Raw genomic sequence first — 25,458 nt, 5'->3', positions numbered from 1 at the left:
ATTGGGAGGATAAAAAATGAAATCGCTACTTATTAAAAATGCGCGCCTTGAAACTGGCTTTGCATATGAAAATGGACGTATCGTTCAAACAAATACAGAGCTTTTCGATGTGCTAATTCAGGATGGGAAAATTTGTGAAATGGAACAAAATATACAAGAAACTGGCTATGAAACTATCGATGCTAACGGAAAATTATTAATGCCTTCCTTCCGAGAAATGCATATTCATGTAGATAAAACATATTTCAGCGGACCATGGAAGGCATGTAAACCAATTACAAACGGTATTTTAACGAGAATTGAAGAAGAGCAAGAATTACTACCAGCTCAACTTCCATCTGCTTTAAACCGAGCGGAAAACATGATCGAGTGGCTAATCTCTCAAGGTCATACACATATTCGCTCTCATTGCAATGTAGATCCTCAAATTGGAACGAAGCATATTGAAATTACAAAAGAAGCTTTCAAAAAGTTTGAAGACCAAGTGACTTATGACATTGTTGCTTTCCCGCAACACGGCCTATTACGTTCAAAGGTAGAACCTTTGATGCGCGAAGCGATGAAAATGGGAGGAACATTAGTTGGTGGTGTCGATCCAGCTACTATTGACCGTGATATAGACCGTTCCCTTAACCTTACAATGGATATTGCCGTAGAATCTGGTCATGGAATAGACATTCATATTCATGATCCAAACTCCCTTGGTGCTTTCCAATTTTACAAGCTAGCCGAGTTAACAAAACAAGCTAAAAAACAAGGTCAAGTGACAATTAGCCATGCAATTGCCTTGGGTGATCTTCATGGGAAAGAATTAGAAGAGTTAGTGTCTGTTTTAGCAGAAACAACAATTGACGTTACGTCAACTGTTCCAACTAACCGCCCTACTATACCTATACCTTACTTATATGAAAATGGCGTAACTGTTTCCGTTGGTCATGATAGTTTAACGGATCATTGGTCCCCTTTTGGAACAGGTGATACAGTTGCAAAACTAAGTACTTTAGCAGAAAGATTCAAGTTCATCGATGAATACTCCTTAAACCGTTGTTGGAAATACGCATCAGGTGGAATTACTCCTCTTAACGATGCCGGAAGTCGAGTTTGGCCCCAAAAAGGAGATGCAGCAAACGTGCTTCTTCTCGATGCGGTATGTTCTGCACAAGCAGTAGCTAGAAGACGTCCTATTACACATGTTATTTCAAAAGGAAATATTGCTTATACAAATGAGGAAGCTTTAGCGAAGGAGATTACAAAATGAGTAAAGTTAAATGGCTTTCTAATGTGAAATTAGAAACTGGAGAAAAATTACTAGCTAATGGAACAGTTGAAACAGAAACTGCTTTATTCCATCTAAAAATAGAAGATGGAAAAATTGTAGATCAATTAACAGCAAATGAAGTAATCCCAGCTGGACATGAAGTGATGGATATGCATGGGAAACTGGCCTTGCCTACTTTTAAGGAAATGCATAATCATTTAGATAAAACGTATATGACATTAGACTGGAAAGCTTGTACTCCAGTTGCAAACCTTAAAGAGCGTTTAGATTTCGAAGCAAAAGAATTATCTATTTTAGCGGATAGTGCGGAGCAAAGAGCAACGAAAATGATTGAGACTCTTCTTCAATATGGATCTACGCATATTCGCACGCATGTGAATATCGATCCGTATATTGGGTTAAAAAATTTAGAAGGCGTTATTGCTGCACTAGATTCATTTAAAGGCAAAGTAACTGCTGATATCATTGCATTCCCACAACACGGACTGTTACGTGAATCCGTTCCCCAATTAATGCGTGAAGCTATGAGAAGTGGTGCAACAATGGTTGGTGGGTTAGATCCTGCAGGAATCGATAATGCCATCGAGAAATCACTATATGAAGTGATGGATATCGCAACGGAATTTAACGCGGATGTGGACATCCACTTACATGATGGCGGCTTCGTCGGTTATTACACAGCAGATAAGTGGATTGATATTGTGGAGGAAGCAAAATATCAAGGAAGAACAGCTTTGAGCCACTCCTTCTGCCTTGGGGATATCCCTGTTCCTCAACAAATAGTTGTTGCCAACCGTCTTGCAGAAGCAGATGTAGCCATTATGTCTACTGTCCCGATTACGATTAATCGAGTAATCCCTCCGATCGATCTGTTAGATGCGCACGGAGTAAAAGTACACTTCGGCTGCGATGGTTTTTATGATTCATGGAGTCCATATGGAACTGGTGATGTATTAGAAAAAGCGACTCGTTTTAGTGAACTCACTCGTAAGATTGATGAAAAATCACTAAGAAACGCACTTAAATGGGTAACTGGTGGAGTATTAGCCCTAAACGAAGAGGGTCAAAAAGTTTGGCCAGAAATCAAAGATGATGCAAGCTTTGTGTTTTTTGACGCTGCTTCTTCTGCAGAAGTTGTTGCTCGAAAACCAAAAAACCGTCTAGTAATGGTAAAAGGTGAATTAGTATAAGAAAAGCGCAAATCGCGCACATAAAAGCCAAACCTGTTGCACTTGTTTCAGAAGTGCTTTGGACTGACTTTCACTACATCATTACCGTAGGGTAGCTAGATGGGAGGAAAGTGACTGGCGTCACTTTCCTCCCATCTTTTTTCGGTAATTTTGTGGCGTTCGTCTTTCCTTCGCACTTCTACAACTTTAGACAACATGTTAGTGTTCCTCTGGTTAATGAGAAAATTAATACTTTCCTATTCGTAAATTTAGCTCCCGAAGATGCAATTTCGGGAGCACCGCTTTATATGATATGATGGATGCTTACTATTTTTGCTGTCATTTGCTCTTTTTACACGTTTGAGAAATCAGGGAGAAATACTTTAAATAACTGTATATCAGTGCATAACAAATAGAGAAAGAGTCTCCCCCCTCTTTCTCTATTTAACTTCATCCGAGCGAAAGAAAGGAACAAAACTAAACATGAATAAACAATGGATTACTTACTTAATACTTTTAGGATGCGTCATTGCTTGGGGAAGTAACTTTGTTTTTGGATCTATTTTAGTTGCTGTATTTGATCCTAGCATTATCGCGTTTTTCCGACTAATATTTATACTTATTTTCCTTTTCTTCATGACATACAAAGATGTTAAAACTCAGAAACTAACCGTACAAGACTACATATGGCTAGCGGTAGCTGGATTTGTAGGAGTTTCTTTGAACCAATGGAGCTTTTACGCTAGCCTTCAATATACAGAGCCTGTCACTGCTGCATTAATTCTAGCTTTATCACCGATAGTTACTGCACTACTCTCCTCCTATTATTTCAGAGAGAGAAAAACTCTCCCATTTTGGCTTGGTTCTTTTTTAGCTTTGCTTGGTGTTTGGCTAGTAATAACAAAGGGTTCATTACTTGTACCGAACTTTGGTAAAGGGGAAATCTTAATTAGTTTAACAATGATATCCTTTTCTATATTCTTGATTTTTGTTCAACATTTATCTAAATCTATACACCCTTCTACCATTACTTTGTACAGCAATATATTCGGTCTTTTAGGGCTACTTCCTTTCGTCCCTTGGAATAAAACCCACCTTGTTTTTTCTGTACCATTTTCTTATTGGTTGTTACTTATCATTACAGCAATTATTATGCATGGATTATGTACATACTTGTGGAATAATTCCATCTATAAAGTTGGAGCATCAAAAGCAGCACTTTTATTAAACCTGGAACCTTTTGTTGCAATGATATTTGGACTACTCCTATTAGGAATTGGTATTGACCTCCTTCAATTATTAGGTGCTTTTGTTATTGTAATAGGTGTAACCATATCGCTTCGAACAAGATCACACAGTAAACCTTAAACAAGCTCATTTTACATTAGAGGTGCTCCTTCATATTTGCTAACTCATTTAAAATGCCCCTACTTTTAGAAAAATTGTAGGAGCTTTTTTCATTTACAGCACCCTATAAAATAAAATGAATTATTTATTTTCTCTAATAATTCATATAACTAATTCCTCTTCTCCGTGTAAAATACATGTATAAGGGGTGAAGGTATGAATACTCGAAATATAGAAGAAATTGTTAAGTGTATGCCACCAAACGAATTCGATCCAACTATTCAAAAAGTGCAAACAGAGCATCGAATGAAGCTAGTGGATTTTTGGAATATTAAAGCTGGCAGCAAAGTATTAGAGATTGGCTGTGGGCAGGGCGATACTACTGCTGTTTTAGCATATATCGTTGGAGATGAAGGTTATATTCATGGAATTGATATAGCTTCACCTGATTATGGAAGCCCTGTTACTTTAGGGGATTCTATCAACTTTTTGAAAAATTCACAGGTAGGTAATCGAATACGGGTTGATTTTGAAACAAATGTACTCTCAAACGAAGTAGAATTTCCAGAAAAGTCCTTTGACTACATTGTTTTATCTCATTGTTCTTGGTACTTGAAAACCCCCGAAGAACTACATGACATACTGAAGAAAATAAAAAAATGGGGGAACATATTATGCTTTGCTGAATGGGACACGAGAATTCAGACAAATGATCAACTTCCCCACTTCTTATCGGTACTAATCCAAGCACAATATGAATGTTTTAAAGAAAGTAGCCTTTCCAATGTTCGAACACTCTTCACACCTAAGGACCTGCAAAATATTGCTGAAAGAGCAGGATGGCAAATTACTGCTGAAACAACCCTTGACTCTTCTCAGCTTCAAGATGGAAAATGGGAAATAGAGTATACACTAGCTGAATATAAAAAAGAGCTGAATTTAGTTGATCATTTACCCTCTAAATTTACTGCTTTGCTCCATTCAGAAATATTTTTATTGGAATCTGCAAGGAATCACGGTAATGTTAAATCGATGTCTACTTATACTTTTTTAGCAAAGTGAGGAATCAACATGAAAGAATTGACAGCAGAAATATTAAAGTTTCGAGATGATCGAGGCTGGGGTGGAAATCATGACGCGCGAAGCCTCGCTATTTCCGTTTCTTTAGAAGCAAGTGAACTTTTAGAACACTTTCAATGGGTTTCTGCAGAGGAAGCCATTCAAAAAGACAAGCAAGCAATCGTAGATGAAGCAGCAGATGTTTTTATTTACCTTTTACAATTGGCAAATGTGTTAGACATTGATTTAAAAGAAGCGGCACAGCAAAAAATGTTAAAAAATGCTCTGAAGTATCCAGTACCTGTTTCTGTGGAATAGCATTTAGATTAATCCAAATAACTGAAATAAGAAACCATTTTGGACATATAATAATAGGATAACTGCAGCAATACTCGAGTAATTCGAGTGGCTGCAGTTTTTTTTACGAATAATTCCTATCAATACATACTATTAATAGTAGGGTGAGTTAATTTCATAAATAGTACTTTGTCATTTAAATTCGAACATTTATCACTTTGTTGATTGAAGCGTCCACCTATAGCGGAAATCAACTATATTTATTCCGTTATATTCCTTTAGTATTGTTCATGCTTTTTCATGTAATTTAGAAATATGAAATTGACTCTGGTGAAAATTTTTTTAGTTGTAACGGAACTGTATTCTTTACGTCTAACTAAATGTTAACAATAAAAACAATTTATGGAGGTTTTATTTAATGATTGGAATTTTTAAGAAGGTTTTGATTACTGGATTAACTGTTATCTTATTATGCATTCCATTTTCACAAAATGCTCATGTGTTAGCAAAAGAACACTCGAAAGAGGAACATAAGGGAAAACAAAAGAATGAATTAACTACAAAAGAAGCAATTAATCTGGCAATTGAATTGAATAAAATATCCAATTATGTACAGCGTGGTGGTGAGTATAAGAAAAATGAGTATAAAGCATTTTCACATAATGATAAAACATATCGCTATTTATCTAGCTCTATAGATACAAAAAAAGAGTTAAAAAGATACTTGGAAAAGGTTTTAGTTCCTTCAGAAGCAGAACAATTTATGAATAGTCGAGGAATTATTGAGTATAGGGGCAAACTAGCACAAGTCGAAGAAGCGGATGGCGGTTCTTTATTGCAATGGGAAAGAGCTTCTGCTCAGTATATGAAAACAGAAAAGAATACTTTCTACTATCGATTAACTGTTCCTGTTTGGAGTACAAGTGAAAATCAAGACTTCATAGTCGAGTATCAATATTCCAACAAAGATGGATGGAAAATTAGTAAAGAACCTAAACAAGAGAAAGCCGCGGCTATTTCAAATAAACTAGCTGTCGAACTGGCTGCGAAATTTGAAGCAGCTTCAAGCTATGTTCAAACTGGTGGAGAGTATGGACGCGGTGAATACAAAACATTTTTCTACAATGGATACACATATCACTACCTATCTAGCAAAATCGATACAAAAACTAAGTTGTTGAACTATTTAACACAATCGATGACACAAGCTGCTGCCGAGCAGTTTATCAAAGACCGCGGAATTATCGAATACAATGGAAAACTAGCACAAATTGAAGCAGACGGTGGATCTTTAGCACAATGGTCAAAAGCTACCGCGGAATTTATGAAGACAGATAATAATACAACGGTTTATCGAGTAACTGTTCCAATTGGAAACACAAAGGAAAATCAAACGTATATAGTAGAATATCAATATGTTGATAGAGCTGGATGGAGAGTTAGCAAAGAGCCTCAACTAGAAAAAAGTACAGCAATCACAGACAAAATAGCTGTAGAACTTGCAGCTAAGTATAAAGCAGCCTCAAGCTACGTTGAAGCCGGCGGAGAATATGGACCTGGTGAATATAAAACATTTTTCTACAATGGATACACGTACCGCTATCTAGCAAGCAAAATCGATACAAAGACTAAGTTGTTGAACTATTTAACACAATCGATGACACAGGCTGCTGCCGAGCAGTTTATTAAAGACCGCGGCATCATCGAATACAATGGGAAACTTGTACAGATTGAAGCAGACGGTGGTTCAATGGCGCAATGGTCAAAAGCTACCGCTGAATTTATAAAGACAGATAATAATACAACGTTCTATAGAGTAACTGTTCCGATTGGAAACACGAACGAAAAACAAATGTACATTGTGGAATATCAATATGTTGACAAAGCAGGTTGGAGAGTTAGTAAAGAGCCTTATTGGAATTTAGATATTCCTAGCAATATTAATCCTATTTCAACGCTATTCAATTATTTACTCAGTGACTCAAAAGTAGCACAAAACCAGTTCCTTCCCTACTCTTCATTTCAAGTGACAGAATTTAAAAAAGGAATAAAAAAAGTGGAATTGACTAAATTAAAGGAAATCGGAAGAAACAATTCACAAGTAGAATTTATTGCGTATTTTAACGTCGAGCTAGAAAATAATTATAGAGGTCTACTAAAGAATGGAGAAAACAAAATGTATTTCACTGTTCAATCGACTGGTTCGATGGAATTTAAAATAGACCGAGTGGGCATTGTTAATATGTATTAAATAAACATAACAAAATATCGATAAATAAAAACGAGGTTCTTGAACAATGAAATATTGTTTAAGAACCTCATCTTATTGTTACTTTATTTCTACCTCTACGTCTTCTTCTATCCAGGATGGGTAAAAATCGAGGTCTAGTCTTAACGGGTTCGAAAAAGATTCAGTAGGAAGTTCAAATTCGAGTCTCTTTTCCTCTTTTGCCGTATCAGTTAATGAACCATTTACATACTTAGAACTAAATGGCATACTTTCATATTTTATTAAAAATCCTTTCCCATCTGCATCCGTAAATTTCGGAAAAGAAACAGGAGCATATTCCTCATTAACCTGTATTGTAAAACTAACCTTTCCATTCTCAATTTTCAAATTTGAGAAAATCGATTCCGAAGGTTGTTTCAAAAACTTCTTTGATTCAGTATCGATTAAGATATAAGCTTCATCTTTATCCATCGCTGCAACTTTCCCAAATGTTAGGAACAATTTCTCCGGTTCATAAAAGTAAAAACTCTCCCTAATGGCCACTTCCCATTCATCACCATTCCAATAATAAGTACCTGGAAGAGCAGACCATGTCCTACCTAATTCGTCTTCAAGTGTTAATTCGTCAAATGCATTTAACAGAAGTTTCTTTCTGTTATTTGGATCTGTCTCTAACTTAACAACCACACGTATTGGATCAACTATCAATTCCTTTATTTTAATACGTTGACCTTCAATCGTCACATTTTTATTCACAATAATATTCTTACTCTCTACATCCATTTTTTTATAAGTAAATGGTATTTTGAAATGCTCTATTTTAGTTCCATTTATCAAACCTATTGCAAAATTAAGATCTTTCTTACCTTTAAATCTCTCTATATGCATGCTTGAACTAAAAAGATTTGTATCTTGTTTCGACTTCAAAGGCACTCCCCCATTCACATGTAATTGATATCCTGACCTTAATTGAAGATACTTTAATTCTAGTGACTTTACATCGACTTCTTTCGTATGGACGGAGTAAAAAATCACCATTCCTTTATTGTCCGCAATTACTCCATCAAGCGTCACTGTAATGCCATTCTTTTGTTGAGACAGATTTATAGGTTGATAGAAGTCATTTTCTACCGCTGCGGTTAAACCTCTATCTTGCTTTATAAGAGAAACAATCTTATCCAGACCAGGAATCGAAGCTACTTTACTTGCGAATACAGGAGATACAGAGATAGATGTAACAAATGAGATGAGAAGGATGGCAGCTATCGCTATCGACCAAGTACTTCGTTTTCTAATCATCCTTCTTTTTAGTGTTCGTTCTTTTTTTGCTTTCTCAAACCCACTTCGTACAGCAAAATGCAGCTTGTCCATTGGCACAGCAATGTTATCAAACAATCTCTTCCTCTGCTCCAATTTCTTTTTTTCTTCCTCAAACACGTTTTATCTCCCCTTTCTCTTCAAAATTATGTCTAAGTGCTCGCAACGCCTTATGTAGTCTCGTTTTAATCGTTCCTTCTGGTGTATTCCACATAACAGCGATGTCCTTTATTTTGACATCTTCAAAATATTTCAAGTGTAGTAATTCTCTTTCGTAATCAGATAGATTGGAAAGGGCTTCTTCTAGTTCTAAAAAAGTGAAATCTTCACTCACTCCTTGCATGCCAAGTATTCTATCTTCTGGCACTTCCCTCTTACTTTTCTTTAAGACATCCTGGCAATAATTCATCATTATTCGGATGAGCCATGTCTTAAAGTAAGTAGGCTCCTTCACTGTTTTTAAACTGCGATAAGCCCTATATGTCACTTCCTGGACTGCTTCTAGTGCATCTCCTTCGTTTTTTAAATAAGATATTGCTGTTCGATACAATGCTTCTTGATAGGAATGGATTAGTTCTAAAAACGCATCTTCATTACCTTTAATCGCTTTCTCCACCAATTTCTTTTCGCTCAAGACTTCACCTCATTTATTTGCCCTTATCTATTAGACACGCAACTACGAAAAAAGTTTTAGAAATTAAATACACCTTTTTTTTCCAGGTGGATGAGTATTTGATCGCATGCAATTGTTAATTTCACCTATCTTCAACTATATCTGAGTCTACAGGAGGAAGTATAAAAATTTCAGCAAATATAATAAGTTATCGTTAAATAAAAGACGAGGATTGTGAACAATTTTAAATTGTTCACAATCCTCGTCTTTTTATAATATAGGTAGTTAAAATTAATTAATCTTTCTATAGACACACATACAAAATTTATTACTATACGAAAAACGGGCTACCAAGATCCCGGAAAGCGAGCGAATTATCGGCAGGTAACAACATGATTGTTTTAACGGAGCCTTGTATTAAACTTCTTTATTACGTAAAAAGCAATAATTTTCTCATTTATTAAGAAAGTATTCCCAAAATTAAAGATATTACTTGCAAAATGGGGTATACTTATAGTATTAGTCCGTGTACAAGTAGAGGAGGTACTATATGTCTGTCGCTAGTGAAGCATCCCAAGTAAACCTGGATTTTCTAATAAATGATTTAGGTCTTAGTCAAGTATCTAACACTGCCCTATTTCGTAAGGGAAATATCTTTGTTATTTCACCATCTGTTCAAAATAAATCCAACACGTTTGAATTAGGTGAATCACTGATGAAGAAATTTAATCCTGAGACCGATGAAGGTTATTTACTTATTCGAATAAAAGAAAAGTTCCTAATGGCAAAACTTCATTCTTTCCAAAGAAAAATGATGACCCCAGAAACGGAAAAAAGCACAAAAAGCAAGCCCTCATTTTGGAAATTCAACGTTATTGAATCCATTATTCCACGTATAGAAAATAGTGGAGATAGAGAGTTAACGTTTAAAATTCAAGCCCCAACTCAAAAGCAGTTAGTTTCTTTTTTTAACAAAGAAAAGTAAATAACATGCACCCAGGCATATACCGATCATGTATATACCTGGTTTTTTTTGTTTAATTTAAATAAATTTTCAAAATAATAAATATAAACTATTGAATATTACTTTTCCTCTAGTTACTATTAACCTATAAACAATTGGGAAGAGGTATACCAGTGGGAACTATAACGATGCACTTTCTATTCAATCTTTCCTTATTAATAATCTTGTTTTTCCTTTGTTTTTCTATATTCAGGAGATCCGGTAGTATTCTTTTACACAAAAGAACTGCGCTATTATATTTTACTGTGTCATTGGCTCTTTGCAACATATTTACCTATCCATTCGGTGACGAATTTGTATTAGATTTAAGAATAATACCATTTTTAATTGGGGGACTTTATCTAAGGCTAAGTCCTGCTTTGGGTTTATTGGTCATTTTCATGCGTGGATTTCACGGAATTGATTTTGGTTTTATGGTAGCATGCGTCATTTACACGACTTTCAGCTTTTACTTATGGGTTATTTCCCCGTGGTTTATGAGGCTCACTTCAAACCATCGAATTCTTTTTTCTATGGGACATGCTTTGTTTCTGAGTGTCGGTATCCTAATCCTTGTGTTAAAAATTGCACCATCTAATGTTATACCTGATTTGTTTTTTGCTTATTTAGTTGTCCCTCCTCTTGGGGTAGTGATAATTGCATATATAATAGAAATGATTGAAAAAAACATTCTGTTACGCCATCAGTTAATTATTGCTGAAAAATTAGAAGCAATTGAACAAATGGGTGCTGCTATCTCACATGAAATTCGCAATCCATTAACAACAGCACTTGGTTTTGTCGAACTGCTATATAAAGACACGCATGACATGGAAAAAAGAACACAATACCTTGCTATCCTAAAAGATGAATTGGATTCTGCCGAAAGAATTATCCAAGATTATCTATCCTATTCCAAACCAATACTTGAATCAGTAGAGCCATTAAATGTACAGGAAGAACTAACGCACGTTATTAAGTTATTACAGCCGTTAGCTAACTATCATTCTGTTAAATTATCCACTAACTTCTCTTCGACTAGATTAATGGAAGGAGACCGTTCTAAGTTTCAACAATGCTTTATAAATATTATTAAAAATTCTATTGAATCTAGACCAAACGGTGGTACATTACTAATAGAAGCAGTAGAAACGACAACTCATATAGTCATTACTATACAAGATAATGAAACAAGCATTTGTAGCGAACAATTAAAACAAAAGGACTTCTCTATGACACTTTCTTTCAGTATCGTGCGTGCGATGAAAGGGACGATTGATGAAGTAAAAAAGGAGAATGGAAAAGGGAAATTTTTGAAATTTTCTTTTAAACCGATAAAACCTCATTTGAAGCGTTGAATAAACTAACACATTTTTAGACAGTATCTGCCCATTCTGTTGTTGAAGAGAGGTAATACGTTGGAATTGACTAAACACTTTTTTTTTAACCTATCTTTGTTAATAGTATTACTTTTTTTAGGTTTGTTATGGGTTGAAAGGTTGAATATTACAAGGTCTATTAAAATAGTAGCCTTCTTTTATCTTGTTATTAGTTTCTTCATCTGTCTCGCATTTAGCTATCCTATACACGAAGGCTTCTATTTAGATTTACGAAATATTCCTATTATTATTGGTGGTCTCTATATGGGACTAGGCCCTTTATTGGGGTTAGTAACCATTGGGATTAGGGGAATGTACGGTATTGACTTCGATTTTTGGCTTACTGCAATATTCTATAGCGCTATTTCTTTCTCGTTATGGAGGCTTTCTCCATTTTTTTTAAAACAATCATCTAATCAACGAATCTTATTTTCAGTTGGATTTACATTTTTGCTTAGTTTAATACAAACAGTTTTGGAATTTGTACATCTTCCTTACCCTTTGTTCGATGTATATTTTGCTTTTTTATTCATCCAACCATTAGGAGTTGGTATGATTGCATACTATATCGAGGAAACAAGAAAATCCGCCATTTTGAGCGAACGACTATTAAAAGTAAACAGGCAGGAAGTAATCGAGAAAATGGGTGCTGCTATTTCTCATGAAATAAGGAATCCATTGACAGCAGCAATCGGCTTTGTCCAGCTTTTGCAAAGTGAGAATATTTCTGATGAAAATCGATTGCAATACCTTTCCATTTTAAGAAGAGAGCTTAAATCAGCGGAAAGAGTCATTCAAGATTATTTGAATTTATCTAAACCTGAAATAAAGTTGGTCGAATCCCTTATCGTCCAAGAGGAAATACAACGAGTTATCCAATTACTGCAACCTTCTGCAAATCGGAATTCCGTTCAAGTAATAACTTACTTTTCACATGAGGCAACTATTGAGGGTGACCGGCAGAAATTCCATCAATGCTTAGTGAATATAATGAAAAATGCCATCGAAGCAATGCCGAATGGTGGAATATTAAAGGTTGAGACACACTCCACACAAACAAATGTGAGAATAACAATTGGGGATACAGGGTCTGGTATGACATCTGAACAAGTAGTTCGGTTAGGAGAACCTTATTATTCAACAAAAGGCGATAAAGGAACGGGCCTTGGTATGATTGTTGTTTTCAGCTTTATCCGTGCAATGAATGGAACTATACATGTAGAAAGTGAACTAGGTGTAGGTACGACATTTGAAATTATGTTTAGTTCATCTTCTATTTCCGTTGCACAAACAGAAACGAAGAATACAACGAGTGAATTGGTTTTGAGATAAAATTCCATATATACCTTAAAACACTGGGAAAAAAATCCTCAGTGTTTATTTATATTTTATGAGTAGAAACAAACCTTCCATGCCATATTAGTTAGGTACGTAATATACGAAAGGAGGATTTACATGGGTAGAGATAATAAACAAGGCAAAAGTCAGAACAAAGATACGCTCCCTCAAACGCCTAAAAATCAAAAAATTAAACCAAATGAAATTCAAGAAGAATTTGCTCGAGAATTTGGTGAACTGAAACATAACGAATCGTTTAAAAAACGAAATAATAAAAAGAAATAAATTTAACGGGACAATAATTATACAAATCCTCCCCCACTTTGATTATTTCTAGTGGGGTTTTAAATTTCAGGTTATTTTGCAGTAGACACTGAAGTATTAAAAAAAGATGTCTCTGGTAAATTAGGCTCTTTATTTTTAGAAGCATATATTTTGTGTTGAAAATCCACGAGACTCCTACGGAAAACAGGCTGCCAAGACCCCAGAGCGGGCTTGCGAGTGTGGAGGTTTGGCAGTTCGTCCGCGGAAAGTGAGCGGATTTTAGTCCATAACAACACCATCGTTTAACAGAGCCAAAAAGATAAGTAAGTAGAACCTTTTAATAAAGTAGCTGTAAAGCCTCCAGCTACCTACTGTTTTCTAAATTCACCTTAAGGTACCTGTACTAACAATTGACGTTTCAACGTGAATGTCCCATTGTAATTTACTTATTGTTTCTCTCGTTATAGTTTTATCCCAATCTCCATGGTAGTGCATGCGAAATTTTTCGGTTAAACCTATTGGATCAACCTTTAGTTCTTTTAAAGTCTCCAAAAATTTACTGATGTCTTTTTCAATTTCTTTGTTTATATCTTCTTCAAGTTTTAATATTTCCTCGTGTGTGCTCAGATGACCTTCCCTTTCCCCTTTATACTCCACAAGTGTACCTTCAATTTTCAAAGAAACAGTTAATTTTGGTGAATCCATACTTTTATTACCTTTCATCCTCACCTTACTGTTAATTAAATCGAGCATCATCTTTTCTTCTTTATTATTATCATTCAAATTTATATATAATGGAGCAAGTTTTTTACGCCCTTGTAACGCTTGAATGATGAGAGCATCATCTTTCGATAAACTTCTTAGCATTTTATCTCCTTTAAATAGAGCAATTCCATTTATCTCTATTTTACCTTCTTTTTTTTCTAGTAAAGGAACGATCGAGTCAAGTACTGGATTTGTTTGTGTATATATAAAATCATGGATATTGGTGTTCGGATTAAATGCAGTATTAATACTTGGTTGTAATAAATCATTTAAATAAAAGTTAATATTAGGCTTATCAGGATATTCCTCTTTTAATATTTCTTCACCACTCTCTTTAACGACTGCAATTAGCACCTTATTACCAACTTCAGCATTTCTAAATAAATGCTTTATAATTCCTCTAGCTTTTCCATGCCGTACAAACTCTTCATTGAGAAGGACAACCCGTAATTGGTTCAATACTACCTTTTTATCAGAAAGTGCTTCTATATCGACAATTCCTTGTGACACTAATTCTGTGGTCACGGAGAAAATTTGGGTATGTTCCTTCGCTTCAGGCGAATATTGAGGAATCGCCACTGTTAACTTCAACGAGTTTTCATCAATATAGTCAATTGCCATAACCCCAACCATCCCTACATCTTCCAAAGGAATTTTCTTTTCTTTTGCTGTACAACCTGTTAAAAATGCCATAGCAAGAATAATAGCAAGTATTATAAATTTTACGTTCATTGTTGCACCTGCTTTTTTCTAAGTATATGGACAACACTTAAAAATATCGGCCAGACTAAAAGTAAATAACCAACATAATGACTTACCTCAAATAATTTCTTCTGAGATTCCTGAGGTATTGGCATTACCACGACAGCAAAAATCACGATAGTTATTAAATATACATGATATTTCTTTTTTTTCGATCGAAGGGAATCTAGACCTTTCTTAGCACTCCATAAATATCCAGCTGAAGTAGATAAAATTAAAAATATCCACAATGTGATACCAATAATATCAATTCTCTCAATAAAGGAAAATTCGCCTGCCTTAAACAAATGCAAAACAGTAAATTCAATATTTTCCAATTGCCATTCTGAGTAGTATATAACACTCACTAAAGTTGTTATAAAGCAAAGAAAAATACTTATCCAAATTCCAACAAGAGCATGTTTATATGCTTTCTTTTGATTCACAATATACGGGAAATAAAACATGATAACCTCATATCCCAGTATAGATAAATATCCTTTTCTCAAAGCTTCAAAAAATTCATGTCCATTGTAATTAAATAAAGGGAATAAATGACTCATTTCACCTTTCTCAATTGCCCAACGTAAAAAGTACAACATTGGTATAGTGATGAAAAATGCCATGATACAAAACCTTGCAACGGATTTTATTCCACCATTTACAATGTAGGTAAGTAACAGCAAGAAAAATAGTACGGGGATCGTCAAAGTCTGTTCAGGAAGCGCTGTAGTTTGTATAAGATTCATATAACTACTAATAATTGCGGCTAAAAAAAGAGTAAATTGAAGAACTATAAATAAATTGATACTTTTACCTATCCACTTCCCTAACAATATTTCATTTATTCTAAACAAATTTTCATTTTTATACTTTGAGTTAATCCAAATCATTGGCCAAATCGACAGACTTGCAATGACACCAAACAATAATGGGAAAAGTGCTTGACTATACCCTAGAGAACTCAGTCTCTGAGGGAGTGAGAGGACTCCAGTACCAAACATTGTACTTTGTACCAAAAAAACAACATGATATCTATTCAAAAGTTTCCGCTTGTTTGTACTCACTCCAACACCTCCCCCAAGACATTCTACTTTTTCTGTGACCTTGAGATTCCCATTTTCTCTTTTAGATTAGCTATTGGAAACCTAACAATACTATCCATTAAATCTGACGCTTTTCGTGGAATGACCGGTGTCATAAAAGGAGTTCCTAAAGAATTTAATCTTAATAAGTGAGTAATTAGCCAAGCAAAAGCTAGCATTTGTCCAAACAACCCAAATAACCCTGCAGATAGAATAAAAATATATCGAACAAATCTACTCGTATTACTCATTAAAAATATAGGAGGCAAAAAAGAAAGTAACGCGGAGGTTGCAACTAAGACAACTAAAATGTTACTAATGAGACCCGCCTCAACTGCTGCCGTTCCAATTACAATACCTCCTACGATACCAATGGTTTGCCCTACTTTTGCAGGCATTCGAGACCCAGCTTCCCTTAAGACTTCTATAATTAGTTCAATAAACAGCACTTCAAAAAGCGGTGGAAAAGGTACTTTACTTCTTGACTCCTGCAAATTCAATAAAAGTTCATAAGGAAGAATTTCCGGATGAAATGTTAAAGCTGATATGTACATTGGTGTTATCATGATTGTTAAGAAAAATCCAAAAAAACGGAGCATTCGAAGTAAAGATGCGGTAGTCCATCGATTATAGTAATCTTCTATGGAAATGAACATTTCCAAAAAAGAGGTCGGACAAACAAGGGCATCTTGACTATTATCCATAAAAACAACCATTCTTCCATCGAGAAGATAATAAGATACAGTGTCAGGTCTTACCGTCATATAGTATTGTGGAAAAGGAGATAAAGGGTTATCTTCGATTAGCTGCTTTAATACGGAAATATCGAAGTATGCTGGATAATCAATATGATCAATTCGACTCCTTAGTCTTTCTAAATTTTCATGATTTACAATATTATCTATATATAATATCGAAATTTTCGTATTCGTTTCTTTTCCTATAGTACGTTCTTCATTTTTCAACATTGGATTTTGGATACGTCTTTTTACTAAAGATATATTTGTTTCCAGCGATTCCGTAAAAGCATCTTGTGGACCAATAACTGTCGACTCTGTTTCAGTATTTGTTATGGAACGAGTAGGTGCACTGTATGTATCAATGCTTAATAATAAATTTGACTGGTGGAAGTACAGAAGTGTTTGACCGGAAATGAGCTTTGATGAAATTCCATTGACATCTGTCGTTTTTATCACTTCGGCTACTTGGTGAATTTGATTCAAATGATTTGCTAAGGGAATAAATATCATTAATTGCATAGTTATTTTATCTACAAGTGAACTGGAATAAATGACTGTTACAACACTTTCACTTGTAGGTATTTTTTTGAAAATAACATCATTCATTTTACTTGTATGGTTTTTTAAGTCTTTAATAAACTGCTCTGCTTTTGTACTATTCCCTACTTCCGATTGTGCTTTTTTTTGGTACTTCACACCAATTGTGGAACGAACGAATTTTAGGTTTTTCATAAGTACCACATGCCTTCCCTTTTTATTCATTTAGTTTGTCCATTTTAAAAAATAGTATTCAAATGAACCATCGCAAAGGTGCAACAGAAGAAAAGCGTATATGTACGTTTCTATGCAGGTAAGATGGTATCATAGCCGCAAAGAAGCACTTCTAAACTTGATCATAACAATTGAACTTTATTCATCGAATTTCGTTTGAATTAATAAGCAAAGAAAGAGGCGATTATGCAAGTGACAGATTCGAAGCAATGGTTAACAGAAGAATTAAAAAAAGTCGAGGTTTGGGAAAAAGACCAAAGTGATTTATGGTTTTGGGAAAAGCTTGGACGTTTACCATTTAAATTCATTGATAAATGGACACCTACATTTATCCAAAATAAAATCGGAACACTATTGGATGAGCTTGGACAATACATTCAATCAGGAGGTAGCTATTTAAGTTCCTCTTCAAAAATCCCTTCTTATTATCCTAAATTAGAGGTTCAAACATTAGAAGATGTGAAACAACTCCCTATTTCCAAAATGGACAATGCTGTAGAAGGTCTTACAAAAAACAGAAAAAAAATTGCTACATTACAAGGTGCTAGTACTGGAATTGGTGGTATTTTTACATTTTCAATTGATATTCCACTTCTTTTAGGATTACAGATAAAAACCTTACAGGACATCGCTATTTGCTACGGCTATGATCCTAATGATAAAAAAGAGCGTTTATTTATCGTCAAATGCCTACAATTCATTTCTGCTGACATTGTTGGAAAGCAAACAATTCTTACCCAATTATCTATGTTTGATATTCAGGACGAAGCTGTTAACCGAGAGGTGATATCTGAAGTCCAAGGATGGCGTGAAGTCGTTTTCGCCTATCGCGATCAGTTGGGTTGGAAAAAACTTTTTCAAATGATCCCAATTGCCGGACTGGTCTTTGGTGCATTTATTAATCGTTCCGCTGTAAATGATATTGCAGAAGCTGGGATGATGCTTTATCGAAAGAGAAGGATTGTTGAAAGACTCGGCAACAGCGCTGACCCTATTATTTAGAATTTTCCAATTAACGCCTTATCCTCTATAAGTGGGGATAAGGCTTTTTTTGTATAAGAAGGCCAAAATATTTAAAGAGAAGACAGGAATTTTCTGTGGAAAGAAACGTTTTCGGTAAAGCTGATGGTAGGATTTTTTTAAATGAGTCCATTGCATACAGTCTTTGGTTTGTCTAAATCGTGCAACATCAATTATCCTTATCTCTCCATTAGATGTAATAATAATATTTTTTAAATGAATATCAGAAGGATTTAATCCCCGTTCTGAAGCCAATGATAATGCATAATCAATTTCATTGATGTGAACGGATGTTATTAGCTTTCCATTAGTCAAACACTCAAAAAGTGTTTGACCATCAATGTAGTCCATCACAATATAATTCGAGCCAAGCTTATAAACGGAAGGATAATAATGAATAGTTTGAAGTGCATCATAAATTTCACCTTCTATTTTTGCAAGGTGCTCAAAATTAGAGAAAAATACTTTCATAGCTTTATTAGTTTTCTTTAATTTAAAAACAAAAGCACTTCTTCCCGCCCCAATAAGATTTAAAGATTCATCGTAGCTAATGAGGCGATTTTTTTTATTAATGATTACTGTGCTTGCAAGTTTTTGATATGAGTCCACCATTTAACCTCCAATCTAGTATTAGGAACGATTCTTTATTCCTAACGATTCTAATATAGAAAAGACCTTACCAAATTAATAGGCAAGGTCACACAAACATCTTTTGTTTCCAACAAAGTAGAGGGATTCGATGGCAAAATCATTAGCCTACAATTCAACGATCTGTGGTTCAAGACCCTTTGTATTCATGACACGAATATGTGTAGGCGTTATTTTTAAAATGATGAGGGTAGGATCTTCTGGTCCATCGAACCACCCTTTTAAAGCTTTATTCCATACTTTTTCCTTCATCGTCTCATCATCTGAAACTGTTACAGTTCCTTCAATTTCTAAAAAAGCGTCTCCAAATCCTTTTCCGTCGTAACCTAATAAAATATGGGTATTTGGATTTTTTTGAACTTCTTCGACTTTATGTGTGTTATTACTAGTAGCTGTATATAGAGTGAAGTCATCATTAAAAAAAGTCATATAACGGGAGTGCGGTTTATTTTGCTGAATCGTTGCCATCGTACCAACCATATTATTGTTTAAAATTTTTAGTGCTTGCTCTTTTGCAGTTTTCGTCATGAATAATCGTCTCCTTTATTAACGCTCTCCCTTCTAGTATTCCTTTGCTAAGAGGAATTAAACATATGCGATTCACTTAATTACCACGTTTTTAAAAATTGGGTAGCACTCTTTCGCCCTTTTAATAACAGTTCGGCTTTCATCTCATCACTCAGATCAAACTGAGTAGCACTGTATTCATCGACAGGAATAAAGATTACATTCTTTTCAATTTTGCGTGAAATATATCTATCATCATGTGCATTTTTCATTGTAGAAAAGAGCGCTTCAAATAAATTTAAGCCATTTTTTATTTTACGCGGTTCTATTTCTTCTGAACTACCGCTCAACTTAAGGCCAACTATAGGGCGCTCTTTTTGTCCGTTATCAAAAATCCACATTGGAAAATTACTTAATACACCACCATCTACGACGATCGTATCCCCTGAACTTACCTTTAATCTCACTGGTTCAAAGAAAAAGGGAATGCCACAGCTCATGCGTAACGCTCGACTTACAAGAAACTTATCTGGAGATAAACCATACTTGACTAAATCATCCGGAAGAACCATCATTTTTCCGTTCGTTAAATCCGAAGCCACAAGCTTCAAAGTTCCCGGTGCTATATCCGAAAATGTATAAACCCCTTTTTTCGCAAGCTTTTCGAGAAACCAGTTTTCTAATGCCTTTCCTTGATATAAACCTAGACCCCAATACAGATTTAACCACTTCATAAAAGGAACCGGAATGACTGTCTTACGAGGATCTAAGAGGGCTTGAAAGTTTTGATTGACCATCAATTCTTCTATTTCCTTGCTTGTAAATCCAGCTGCTATAAAACACGCAAGAATCGCCCCTGCACTTGTTCCTGCCACACGTTTAAAACGATAGCCCTTTTCTTCTAGCACTTGATAAGCACCTACTAATCCAATCCCTTTCATTCCACCGCCTGAAAACACCCCATCTATTAACATACATGACCTTCTCCCTTTTTCATGTCGTTATATCAATGTAGGAAAAAGGGTTGGTTATTAGAACAAAATCCGACAATTAAATTGATATTAATCTAATATATTTAAAAATTTTGATTGCAATAATAAATCTGTCTAGTTATAATAAGTTAAATTCATTATTCGTACACAAGTACGAATATCGTACAATTTTAAATGTAAGGGGTTTCATCTTTTATTTAAGATGCAATATAGGGGGATAATTTATGACAATGGAGATTAATCAACAACTACTTCCACCAAAAACATTTGGTGAAAAACTTAGAAATATTGGTCCGGGAATTGTTGTTGCAGCCACTGGAGCAGGGACAGCGGATTTAATAACTTCACTCGTAATAGGTACACAATTCGGGATGACATTTGTTTGGGCAATCATTGTAGGTTCTGTTTTAAAATATTTTTTAAATGAGGGCGTTGGAAGATGGTATTTAGCAACAGGACAAACTATATTAGAGGGCTGGCATCAACTAGGTAAATGGGCTACGGGCTATTTCGGCGTATATTCGATTATTTGGGGATTCGTATATGGGGCTGCCGCAGCCTCCACATCAGGGATGGCCATGCATGCTATGTTCCCTATCATGCCAATTTGGGCATGGGCAATTGTCCATTCAGTTATCGGATTTATATTAATCTGGGTAGGACGCTATCTCTTATTCGAAAAAGTAATGGCTATACTAATCGGAATTATGTTCGTGACAATTATTGGTACAGCAGCTTTATTCTTACCGAGTATCGGTGAATTCACCTATGGATTAGTTCCACGAATTCCTCAAGGGTCATTTATTCTAATGCTCGGACTAGTTGGGGGCGTTGGGGGAACTATCACAATGGCATCCTATGGTTATTGGTTAACTGAAAAAGGATGGAAAGGAAAGCAATGGATTGCTGCTATGCGTACGGATGCAAAAATTGCTTACCTACTTACTGGACTCTTTACTTTAGCAGGACTAATTATTGGTGCACAGTTTTTAATGGGTTCTGGTGTCAGTATTCGGGATGATGAAGGTTTAGTAAAGTTAGCGCACATGCTTGGAGCAGAGTTCGGTACTCCAATGAGATGGATGTTCCTAGTGGCTTTTTGGTCTGCTGCTTTTTCTTCACTTCTAGGCGTTTGGAATGGAGTCCCTTATCTGTTTGCTGACTTCGTTAAAACAGTGCGTAAAAAGAAACTACCAGGAAAACAAGAAGTATCTGTAAAAGATCCTGCGTATCGCTTTTACTTATGCTGGCTTACATTCCCACCAATGATTTTGTTTTACTTTGGTAAACCAGTTGAACTTATTATCCTGTATGGTGCTTTAGGGGCATTATTTATGCCATTTTTAGCTGCGTCTTTACTTTTACTATTAAACTCTAAAAAGGTAGAAATAGAAGCGAGAAACAAATGGGTTCCTAATGCTGTGTTAGTAAGTTGTCTCATTATGTTTGGTTACCTTGGAATACAAGAACTAGTTAAAGTTTTTGATAAATTCCTTTAATTAAGCTCTGTTAAATGAGGCCATGAGAAACACTTATGTTTTTAAAACAGTAAATTCTTTTTAAACAAAAATCCGGCACTTCTTGTTCAAGTTTGAGCAGGAAGTGCCGGATTTCTTTGGTGAATTTCTTCTTTGTTTGAATCAATTTTTATAATTCCAATTTACATGAAAAAAACACACGATCAAATATTAAAGGAAACTAAAGAAATATATATTTTACACGGATTAAAGTATAGTTGATTTCCGCTATAGGCGGACGCTTTCCGCTTCAATCTACAAAGTGATAAATGTTCATATTTTAATGACAAAGTATTACTTATGAAATTAACTCGATTGTATAAATTAAATTAATGCCCCACCGGTCATCTGCATTATCTTTTGGCACGATAAAATCGTACAGTGCCATGTAAGGACTTAATTGGAGGAATTCTTAATTTGAAATCATTGGGCATACCACTTAAATTAGTTCCTTCTATTAAATAGGAAACACGCTACTCTCTTAGTTTAAAGCGCATTTATTTTATGGTGATGAGAGTGGAAGGCGGCGACTTCAGCGGGAAAAGCGCGTCAGGTGAGACCCCGCAGGAGCGCACATAGGAACAAAGGCTAAGAACGCCACCTCAAATGGAAGGCAATCTAAGTTCGCCGCGTCCTGCGGCAACGATTGCATGACCCACATCCTGTGGGCCTCAACGCCTTCGTGACCAACATCCTGTCGGCCTGAGGAGGCTCACGGACCGCCCGCGGAAAGCGTCCGCCTGGAACGGAATCACCTAGATGTTATATTTAATCAAAAAGCGGGTTCTGCCACGATACTCCTGCGGAAAAACGGGCTGCCAAGACCCCGCAATTTTCGTCCATAACAAAATGATCGTTTAACAGAGCAAAAATTAAAGTGCCCGTATGCGAACAATTAGTCATTGGTCGCATACGGGCACTTTTACATTCAAAATACTATTAGATATTTAATCTTGAGGGGCTATCTTTCTTTGAGGGTTTACCTTTATTTTCATTATCGTTATTTTTCTTCGCATTTTGATTTTGACCAATTACATCCAAATCATCTGGACTAAGATCGTGTCCGAAACCATATTCTTCTCGGTCTAATGATTTCCTCACATTTTTATCTTTTGGCATAAACATTCACCTCCATGAAGAGTAATTTGTGCAAATGGTCAGGTTTTATTCATAGTTGACATGTTTTTTGAAAAGAATTAGTATCCAGAACTCTTCATTTTCTCATCAAGCAACTGGAAGACATGTTTCACTTTTTCTTTAAGTAGTTTGGCATACTGATCTCCAATACTTACTTCGTAAGAACATGTATCCTTCGTTACTTCCCTTAAGTATCCTGTTAAACCAATACTTGTTTCCTTATATATCTCTACTAGCAAAGATTCCATTTGCTCTTTCGGTGCATGAAAATGAACATGAAACATATTTGAAACGGGTTCAATCGGTATTGTTGAAACTGCATGACAAGAGTTGAAGAATTTAGCCAGCTCTTTCGCATCTTCGTAGTACTTCTCCATTTTTGAAGATCTTTCATCAAAATAATAATTTGCGCTAACGATATATGGATACAAGCTAATTAAATCTCCACCGTGCCGTCTTTTCCATACTTTCGACTTCTCTGTAAACTCTTTATCACCTGCAAGAATTGCTCCCGCAATTCCACCGATTCCTTTGTAAAAGGAAATATATACGCTATCAAAAAGTCTACAAATTTCCGCAGCTGTTTTTTTATAATATGGAAGTACCTCCAGAAGTCGTGCTCCATCTAAATGCAACTTAATGCCTCTTTGACGGCAATAGTTAGAAATGGATTCCAGCGTTTCAAAATCTGCTAACTGTCCACCTATCTCGCGTTGAGGTAATTCAAGTAGTATGGATGCAACTTCCTCTTTCATACTCAACACATCATCCAATTCTATTAATCTGCTTTTATCTGCGAACAAAATAGACTCGATGTGATGTAATTCCTTTAAGCCATCTTCCTCGTGGATCTCTAAATGGCATAATGGATGATAAGCAACTTTTTTCAAGCCTTTTTCATCACACCATATACGTAGCGCGATTTGCTGCGCCATTGTACCACTTGGGAAAAATACAGCTGTTTCTTTTCCTAAATACGTAGCCATTTTCACTTGAAAGTCTTCGATAATCTGCCCATTGCCATATACATCGCTTTCTTGCTGCCCATCAACCTCTTGCAAAGCTTCTTTTAGAATTTGGACGTTTCTCTTTCCGTGGCCTGCTAGTTGATCGTTGGTTTGTTTAAATGCTTCTAGTAAAAAATTAGTTTCACTCATTTTATCTATCTCCTATTATTTTTCGAGTACTTACAATAATCTTAATTGTAAATCATTTTATCTTGGAAAGGTAATAAGATCTAAATCCCTTTTCATAGTTTGTTTTCGTCCAGGAAGGGAAGAATAGGATAAGTGACTATTAAAGGAGGATTTCCATGACGCCAGATAAATATAAAAAAATCCATAACGAGGTTTCAGGACAAACCCAAAACCAACAACCGGGTATCGAAGAAGAAATGTCACCTGCTCCTATTTTTGATGATAAAAACTATAAAGGTTCTGGTAAGCTGACGAAAAAAGTGGCGCTTGTTACAGGTGGTGACAGTGGAATTGGTCGAGCTGTTTCTATTGCTTTTGCAAAAGAGGGGGCGAATGTCGCTATTGTTTATTTGGATCCAAACGAACAGGAAGACGCTGAGAAAACAGTGATACTCATAGAAGAATTCGGAGTGAAGGCAATCAAAATTGAAACTGATTTGAGCGATGATGAAAACTGTCGAAGTGCCGTGGATCAAGTAATTCAAAATTTTGGCCACATAAATATAGTAGTCAACAATGCCGGAAAACAATTTCCTCAGAAAGACTTTTTGCAGATCACTCCTGATCAATTACAAGAAACTTTTTCAACGAATATTTATTCTATGTTTTATTTAACACAGGCAGCTCTTCCTCATATGTCAAAAGGTGATACGATAGTAAATACCTCTTCTGTTACTGCATATAAAGGAGCTCCGGAGCTTATTGATTATTCAGCTACAAAAGGAGCAATTACCCCCTTCACAAGGTCCCTTGCACTAAATTTAGTTGAGAAGGGAATTCGTGTAAATGCTGTTGCACCGGGACCGATATGGACTCCGCTAATTCCTGCAACTTTCGATAAAGATAAAGTGAAGAAACACGGTGATGACACCCCAATAGGCAGACGTGGGCAACCCGCTGAAAATGCAGCTGCTTATGTGTTTTTAGCTTCCTCCGATTCAAGCTACATGACCGGACAAACCATCCATGTCGATGGTGGGGACTTTGTCGGTTCTTAAATACGGGTAAAGCAGTCAACTTGAAAAAGAAGCTTTTCGCTTATGC

23 protein-coding genes are annotated in these 25,458 nt (G+C 35.5%); 13 read left to right on the top strand and 10 right to left on the bottom strand.

Annotation, left to right across the window (positions count from 1 at the left end):
* The first annotated feature begins 16 nt into the window (after window positions 1–16).
* The 6 genes from MHH81_RS02405 (at window position 17) to MHH81_RS02380 (ending at window position 7,402) form a co-directional block, all read left to right on the top strand.
* Window positions 17–1,258, top strand: coding sequence for an amidohydrolase family protein (locus tag MHH81_RS02405; RefSeq protein WP_340917458.1), 1,242 nt, complete (start codon window positions 17–19; stop codon window positions 1,256–1,258).
* A complete protein-coding gene (locus MHH81_RS02400; protein WP_340917456.1) occupies window positions 1,255–2,469 on the top strand; it encodes an amidohydrolase in 1,215 nt (404 codons plus the stop codon). Before MHH81_RS02405 ends, MHH81_RS02400 begins: the two co-directional genes overlap by 4 nt.
* 462 nt (window positions 2,470–2,931) lie before the next feature.
* The gene (locus tag MHH81_RS02395; RefSeq protein ID WP_340917454.1) at window positions 2,932–3,816 is read left to right on the top strand and encodes a DMT family transporter; all 885 of its coding nucleotides are present in this window, start codon (window positions 2,932–2,934) and stop codon (window positions 3,814–3,816) included.
* A gap of 195 nt (window positions 3,817–4,011) precedes the next feature.
* Window positions 4,012–4,857, top strand: a complete 846-nt coding sequence (locus tag MHH81_RS02390) for a class I SAM-dependent methyltransferase (RefSeq protein ID WP_340917452.1) — start codon at window positions 4,012–4,014, stop codon at window positions 4,855–4,857.
* Window positions 4,858–4,866: 9 nt separating this feature from the next.
* A complete protein-coding gene (locus MHH81_RS02385; protein WP_340917449.1) occupies window positions 4,867–5,172 on the top strand; it encodes a nucleotide pyrophosphohydrolase in 306 nt (101 codons plus the stop codon).
* 397 nt (window positions 5,173–5,569) lie between these two features.
* Window positions 5,570–7,402 (top strand): DL-endopeptidase inhibitor IseA family protein, encoded by a 1,833-nt coding sequence (locus MHH81_RS02380; RefSeq protein WP_340917447.1) that lies wholly within the window; start codon window positions 5,570–5,572, stop codon window positions 7,400–7,402.
* Window positions 7,403–7,480: 78 nt separating this feature from the next.
* Here the strand turns inward: MHH81_RS02380 and MHH81_RS02375 are convergent, their stop codons facing one another.
* Together MHH81_RS02375 and MHH81_RS02370 are read right to left on the bottom strand one after the other, a co-directional pair.
* A complete protein-coding gene (locus MHH81_RS02375) occupies window positions 7,481–8,818 on the bottom strand; it encodes a DUF4179 domain-containing protein (protein ID WP_340917445.1) in 1,338 nt (445 codons plus the stop codon).
* On the bottom strand, window positions 8,811–9,332 hold the full coding sequence (locus MHH81_RS02370; RefSeq protein ID WP_340917442.1) for a sigma-70 family RNA polymerase sigma factor: 522 nt from the start codon (window positions 9,330–9,332) through the stop codon (window positions 8,811–8,813). Before MHH81_RS02370 ends, MHH81_RS02375 begins: the two co-directional genes overlap by 8 nt.
* Before the next feature lie 529 nt (window positions 9,333–9,861).
* On the opposite strand from MHH81_RS02370, the gene MHH81_RS02365 reads away from it, so the two are divergent.
* From MHH81_RS02365 to MHH81_RS02350, 4 genes are all read left to right on the top strand, one after another.
* The gene (locus MHH81_RS02365; protein ID WP_340917440.1) at window positions 9,862–10,296 is read left to right on the top strand and encodes a hypothetical protein; all 435 of its coding nucleotides are present in this window, start codon (window positions 9,862–9,864) and stop codon (window positions 10,294–10,296) included.
* Between the two features lie 563 nt (window positions 10,297–10,859).
* The gene (locus MHH81_RS02360; RefSeq protein WP_340917437.1) at window positions 10,860–11,672 is read left to right on the top strand and encodes a HAMP domain-containing sensor histidine kinase; all 813 of its coding nucleotides are present in this window, start codon (window positions 10,860–10,862) and stop codon (window positions 11,670–11,672) included.
* A gap of 141 nt (window positions 11,673–11,813) precedes the next feature.
* Window positions 11,814–13,025, top strand: coding sequence for an ATP-binding protein (locus MHH81_RS02355; RefSeq protein WP_340917435.1), 1,212 nt, complete (start codon window positions 11,814–11,816; stop codon window positions 13,023–13,025).
* A 123-nt stretch (window positions 13,026–13,148) separates the two neighbouring features.
* Window positions 13,149–13,316, top strand: a complete 168-nt coding sequence (locus MHH81_RS02350) for a YfhD family protein (protein ID WP_340917433.1) — start codon at window positions 13,149–13,151, stop codon at window positions 13,314–13,316.
* 363 nt (window positions 13,317–13,679) lie between these two features.
* Here MHH81_RS02350 and MHH81_RS02345 read toward each other — a convergent pair whose 3' ends face one another.
* The 3 genes from MHH81_RS02345 to MHH81_RS02335 are packed head-to-tail and all read right to left on the bottom strand — an operon-like array spanning window position 13,680 to window position 17,358.
* Window positions 13,680–14,792, bottom strand: a complete 1,113-nt coding sequence (locus MHH81_RS02345) for a Ger(x)C family spore germination protein (protein ID WP_340917431.1) — start codon at window positions 14,790–14,792, stop codon at window positions 13,680–13,682.
* Complete coding sequence (locus tag MHH81_RS02340; protein ID WP_340917429.1) at window positions 14,789–15,868, bottom strand: GerAB/ArcD/ProY family transporter; 1,080 nt, start codon at window positions 15,866–15,868, stop codon at window positions 14,789–14,791. The genes MHH81_RS02345 and MHH81_RS02340 overlap by 4 nt, the downstream gene beginning before the upstream one ends.
* 23 nt (window positions 15,869–15,891) lie before the next feature.
* The gene (locus MHH81_RS02335) at window positions 15,892–17,358 is read right to left on the bottom strand and encodes a spore germination protein (RefSeq protein ID WP_340917427.1); all 1,467 of its coding nucleotides are present in this window, start codon (window positions 17,356–17,358) and stop codon (window positions 15,892–15,894) included.
* 225 nt (window positions 17,359–17,583) lie between these two features.
* On the opposite strand from MHH81_RS02335, the gene MHH81_RS02330 reads away from it, so the two are divergent.
* Complete coding sequence (locus MHH81_RS02330; protein ID WP_340917425.1) at window positions 17,584–18,399, top strand: EcsC family protein; 816 nt, start codon at window positions 17,584–17,586, stop codon at window positions 18,397–18,399.
* A gap of 18 nt (window positions 18,400–18,417) precedes the next feature.
* Here the strand turns inward: MHH81_RS02330 and MHH81_RS02325 are convergent, their stop codons facing one another.
* From MHH81_RS02325 to MHH81_RS02315, 3 genes are all read right to left on the bottom strand, one after another.
* The gene (locus tag MHH81_RS02325; RefSeq protein WP_340917423.1) at window positions 18,418–19,029 is read right to left on the bottom strand and encodes a protein kinase family protein; all 612 of its coding nucleotides are present in this window, start codon (window positions 19,027–19,029) and stop codon (window positions 18,418–18,420) included.
* Between the two features lie 144 nt (window positions 19,030–19,173).
* Window positions 19,174–19,593: a pyridoxamine 5'-phosphate oxidase family protein gene (locus tag MHH81_RS02320; RefSeq protein WP_340917421.1), complete on the bottom strand. Its 420-nt coding sequence runs from the start codon at window positions 19,591–19,593 to the stop codon at window positions 19,174–19,176.
* Window positions 19,594–19,673: 80 nt separating this feature from the next.
* Window positions 19,674–20,546 carry a patatin-like phospholipase family protein gene (locus MHH81_RS02315; RefSeq protein ID WP_340917419.1) on the bottom strand — a complete coding sequence of 291 codons (873 nt, stop codon included), beginning with the start codon at window positions 20,544–20,546 and terminating at the stop codon, window positions 19,674–19,676.
* A gap of 242 nt (window positions 20,547–20,788) precedes the next feature.
* Here MHH81_RS02315 and MHH81_RS02310 point away from each other — a divergent pair, with 242 nt between their 5' ends.
* Window positions 20,789–22,063 carry an Nramp family divalent metal transporter gene (locus tag MHH81_RS02310; protein ID WP_340917417.1) on the top strand — a complete coding sequence of 425 codons (1,275 nt, stop codon included), beginning with the start codon at window positions 20,789–20,791 and terminating at the stop codon, window positions 22,061–22,063.
* Between the two features lie 957 nt (window positions 22,064–23,020).
* Here MHH81_RS02310 and MHH81_RS02305 read toward each other — a convergent pair.
* Both MHH81_RS02305 and MHH81_RS02300 read right to left on the bottom strand, forming a co-directional pair.
* Window positions 23,021–23,200 carry a hypothetical protein gene (locus MHH81_RS02305; RefSeq protein WP_340917415.1) on the bottom strand — a complete coding sequence of 60 codons (180 nt, stop codon included), beginning with the start codon at window positions 23,198–23,200 and terminating at the stop codon, window positions 23,021–23,023.
* A gap of 77 nt (window positions 23,201–23,277) precedes the next feature.
* Entirely contained in the window at window positions 23,278–24,375 is a 1,098-nt protein-coding gene (locus MHH81_RS02300) for a threonine aldolase family protein (protein ID WP_340917413.1), read from the bottom strand.
* 155 nt (window positions 24,376–24,530) lie between these two features.
* On the opposite strand from MHH81_RS02300, the gene MHH81_RS02295 reads away from it, so the two are divergent.
* Entirely contained in the window at window positions 24,531–25,412 is an 882-nt protein-coding gene (locus tag MHH81_RS02295) for an SDR family oxidoreductase (RefSeq protein ID WP_340917411.1), read from the top strand.
* Window positions 25,413–25,458 lie beyond the last annotated feature (46 nt).

It is taken from the genome of Psychrobacillus sp. FSL H8-0484 (assembly GCF_038005325.1).
Taxonomy (GTDB): domain Bacteria; phylum Bacillota; class Bacilli; order Bacillales_A; family Planococcaceae; genus Psychrobacillus.
This window is presented reverse-complemented; position numbering and strand designations above follow the sequence as displayed.